General features: G+C 68.7%; 4 protein-coding genes. 1 reads left to right on the forward strand and 3 read right to left on the reverse strand.

What is annotated here, in order from left to right:
* The 3 genes from DB30_RS40245 to DB30_RS40255 all read right to left on the reverse strand — a co-directional run.
* Positions 1-1,283 (reverse strand): hypothetical protein (locus tag DB30_RS40245; protein WP_146662874.1); only part of this gene is annotated, 1,283 nt, incomplete at its 3' end.
* A 67-nt stretch (positions 1,284-1,350) separates the two neighbouring features.
* Complete coding sequence (locus tag DB30_RS40250; protein ID WP_146662876.1) at positions 1,351-2,334, reverse strand: DUF58 domain-containing protein; 984 nt, start codon at positions 2,332-2,334, stop codon at positions 1,351-1,353.
* Positions 2,335-2,342: 8 nt separating this feature from the next.
* Positions 2,343-3,347 (reverse strand): AAA family ATPase, encoded by a 1,005-nt coding sequence (locus tag DB30_RS40255; RefSeq protein ID WP_052559385.1) that lies wholly within the window; start codon positions 3,345-3,347, stop codon positions 2,343-2,345.
* A gap of 214 nt (positions 3,348-3,561) precedes the next feature.
* On the opposite strand from DB30_RS40255, the gene DB30_RS40260 reads away from it, so the two are divergent.
* The coding region (locus DB30_RS40260; protein ID WP_205633195.1) for a hypothetical protein at positions 3,562-4,107 on the forward strand (546 nt) is incomplete at its 3' end.

The raw sequence follows: 4,107 nt of genomic DNA on the forward strand, positions 1-4,107 counted from the left end.
GAGCCGGGTGTCGGGTCGCTCGGCTCGGTCGCCGCTGGGTCGCTTGGCTCGCCCGCCGCCGGGTCGCTTGGCTCGCCCGCCGCCGTGGTGCCCGAGTCAGGGACCCCGGCATCGCTGGCGATCCCTGGCTGTGGATCCGCAGGCCGCCTGGCGCGGGCGCGCTCGGGATCCTGGAGGCTGTCGGCGACTGCCCCCGGCCCAGCGCCGGCCACGGGGGTCTTGCCCTCGACCTCGCCCTCGGCTTCGCCCTCGGCCGGCTTGCTCCGCTCGACCATGTCGCGCACGACCTCCAGCGCCTCGCGGGCCTCGTCGTTCGCGGGCGACAAGCGAGCGAACTTGACCAAGTCACAGTCCTGCAAGAAGTTCATCACCTGCTTGGGATCCAGCGGATCGACCCGCAGCTGGCCGCGCCGCATGGCATCTTGGATCTCTTCCGTGGTGCGATCCAGGGCCTCGAACCCGAACCGTCCGCCAAGATAGCGCTTGGCGATCTCGGTCAACCGCACGTAGTAGTCCTGGTAGGCGCCGGCCTCGATCAACGCCTCGCGCTGGCCAGCCAGGGTCACCAGATCCGCGAGCGCGCGCTCGTGGGGCGGGACCGGTGGTGGCAGCACGATCGGCCGCTCGCGCCGACGCCACATCACGAACAGCGCCGCGAGCACGCTGGCCAGCAGCACGCCCGCGAGCACCGAGTAGATGATCACCGCCAGGCTGACGTTGGGGTACTCCAGCGAGATCATCGGGTCTTCACCGCGCAGCTGCGGCTCGGCCTCGTTGACCAGCAGGCTCTCGACCACGAACACGTGGGGCGGCACCGCGTAGGTGTGGACCGCGTCGTTGGGGTCGATCCACGTGACCGGGAAGCTGGGGACCTCGGCGTCGCCAACGTCGAAGTGCTGCAAGGTGATCGTGAAGCGCTGGCGCAGATCGTTGCCGGTTGACTCGACCTCGCCCTCGACGATCGAGACCAGCTCGAGCGGGGCAAAGTCCAGGCCGTTGGGCAGGTTGATCGCGTGGTCGCGCGGGTACGCGACGATGACCTCGAGGGTCAGCAGATCCCCAATGTGCGAGGGGTCCGGCGTCAGCCGGGTGGTCACGGTGATCGGCGCCTCCGCGTTGCTCGCCGGCTGCTTGCGCGACGCGGCCGGCGGGGCAGCTGGGGCAGGCGCCGCGAGCTCGGGCTCACCGGTCTCGGCGCCGCCCGAGGTCCCGCCCGAGGTCCCGGAGTCCACCGGGGGCGACGCAAACACCAGCGCCAGCGCCAACAGTGCCTTCCCGATCACGACCACCCCCCACAGCAGATCGACCCAACGAGGGAGCCATGCAGCCGAGCGAACACGAGAGACAACGTCACTTCCGCATCCTCCTCGCGCGCCGCTCGAAGAACCGAACCATCGGCTTCTCCCAGTTCTCGCCGCAGCGGATCGTCATGGCCTCGAGCCGCAGCCGATTCATGAGCTTGTCAAACCCCTCGCGCTCGCGCGCGACCTGCTCGCGGTAGCGCTTGGCCCGACGCCCGCCAAGATCGATGACGCTGATGCCACCAAGCTCGAGCAGCTCGAGATCCTCGACCGAGACCAGCCCGAGGTTGGGCAGGTCGAGCTCGATCGGATCTTCGACGCGGACCGGGATCATGTCGTTGCGTCGCCGCACCAGCTTGAGCGCGCGCTCGAACGCGGCGGCGCGCTTGCCCGCGCCCGCGTTGCCAACGCCCGCGAGGCCCGTGTCCCCCAAGCCTGCGTCAATAAAGTCGGAGATCAGGATCACCACCGCGTGGCGGCGCCCAAGCCGGGCCATGGTCTCGAGCCCAACCGTCAGGTCCGTCTGGCGGCTGGCCGGGGGGTGCGTGAGGATCTGCTGCACGACCGCGAGCACGTGCTTGCGGCCGCTGCGGGGCGGGACGAACACCTCGACCCGATCCGTGAACCCGATCAGCCCCACGCGATCATTGTTGCGGATCGCCGAGAACGCGAAGGTCGCCGCGAGCCGGGCCACCAAGTTGCGCTTGTCCGCGTGAGTCGAGCCAAGGTCCAAGCTGGCTGACATGTCGACCAGCAACATGACCGTCAGCTCGCGCTCCTCGGTGAACAGCTTGACGTGGGCCTCGCCGGTTCGGGCCGTGACGTTCCAGTCGATCGAGCGGATGTCGTCGCCGGGCTCGTAGGCGCGGACCTCCGAGAACGCGACGCCGCGGCCCTTGAACAGCGACTGGTACGAACCCGAGAGGTGCTGATCCACCAGCCGCGAGGTCTGGATCTCGATCCGCCGAACCTCGCGCAACAAAGCCGTGGTGGCTTCGCGCGCTTCGGCTTGCGTTGGCCCGGGGCTTGTCATGGTGATGCTCACGGCACGTGGACGTGCTCGAGGATCACGCGGACGATCTCTTCGACCGTCTTGCCCTCGGCCTCGGCCTCGTAGGAAAGGATCACGCGGTGCCGCAGCACGTCGGGCGCCACGGCCTTGACGTCCTCCGGGGAGACGTACCCGCGGCGGCGCAAGAACGCGTGGGCGCGCGCGGCCTGGAACAGCGCGATCGAGGCCCGCGGCGAGGCGCCAAAGTCGATGAAGGGGGTCAGAGCGGGGAGCTGGGCGCCAGCCGGCTCGCGCGTGGCCCCGACGACCGACACGATGTACTCGCGGACCGGGCGCTCGACGATGATCTGCTCGAGCACGCGCCCCACGTTGGCGATGTCTTCGGCGGTGATGATCGGCTCGACCTTGGGGATCCGCACCTCGCCGGGGACCGCCACCCGATCGATGATCGAGAGCTCCTCTTCGGGGTTTGGGTAGGACACCCGGATCTTGAACATGAAGCGGTCGAGCTGGGCCTCGGGCAGGTTGTAGGTGCCCTCTTGCTCGATCGGGTTTTGGGTGGCCAGGACCAAGAACGGCCGGCCCAGCGGGTACGTGGTGTCGCCGATCGTGACGTTGCGCTCGGCCATGGCCTCGAGCAGCGCGCTCTGGACTTTGGCTGGCGCGCGGTTGATCTCGTCGGCCAGCAGCAGGTTGGTGAAGATCGGCCCCTGCTTGTTGGTGAACTCGCCCTTTTGGTGGTTGTAGATGACGGTCCCGAGCACGTCGGAGGGCAGCAGATCGGGGGTGAACTGGACCCGCTTGAAGTCGAGCTGCATGCAGCGGGCGAGGGTGTTGACGGTCAGCGTCTTGGCCAACCCGGGGGCGCCCTCGAGCAGCACGTGGCCGCCGCAGATCAACCCCATGAACACTCGTTCCACCATGTCCCGCTGGCCAACGATGACCTTTTGGACCTCAGAGAAGAGCCGGTCGACGAACTCACTTTCTCGCTCGACCAGCTCGTTTTTCACGCGGATGTCGTATGCCGAAGTCATGATCTCGGTGCGCGGGTGTCGACCCGCCGTTCGCAGAGCCGCCTGCTCGGTGCTCGCTGTGGAGCCCATCGCAGGCGGTCGGGGCAGGAGTATATGCCCGGTGGCCGCGAACCCAAGTCGCGAGAGCATATTCCGGCCCCCGTGCTCCAAGTTTTGCGCCAGCCACGCGCGCGCACTTTGACATCAGCTGCGGCGGAGACTAAAAGGCGCGACCATGGCGATTCGCGACCCTGAGCGCTACTTCGACAGCCGAACGATCAAGCGACACCTCAAGCGCGGTCACGCGTCCGAGGCAGATTATCAGGCTTACCTCGAGGCGCTCCCGGACCTCGCCGACAACGTCAAGCCCAACGATGAGGGCGGCGACGACGACGGCTTCGAGAACCGTGGCAAGCGCGGGCAAGCCTCCAGTGAGCCGCGTCCGCTCGGCTTGCGGGCCACCATGCCGACCCGCGTGGCCGTCGACGACGACGACGATGATGATGACTACGACGACGACGAGGATGACGACGACGACGACGCGTCCGTCTCCGCCGCGCCCGTCTCCGCCGCGCCCGTCTCCGCCGCGCCCGTCTCCGCCGCGCCCACGAGTCAGGCCAGCCCGGCCGCTCCGGTCGCTGCCGCTCCGGTCGCTGCCGCTCCGGTCGCTGCCGCTCCGGTCGCTGACAGCCCGGTCGCTGACAGCCCGGTCGCTGACAGCCCGGTCGCTGACAGCCCGGCCGCGCCAGTCGCTGCCGCGCCAGTCGCTGCCGCGCCAGTC

The sequence above is a fragment of the Enhygromyxa salina genome (assembly GCF_000737335.2).
In the GTDB taxonomy this organism is placed as follows: Bacteria; Myxococcota_A; Polyangia; order Nannocystales; family Nannocystaceae; genus Plesiocystis; species Plesiocystis salina_C.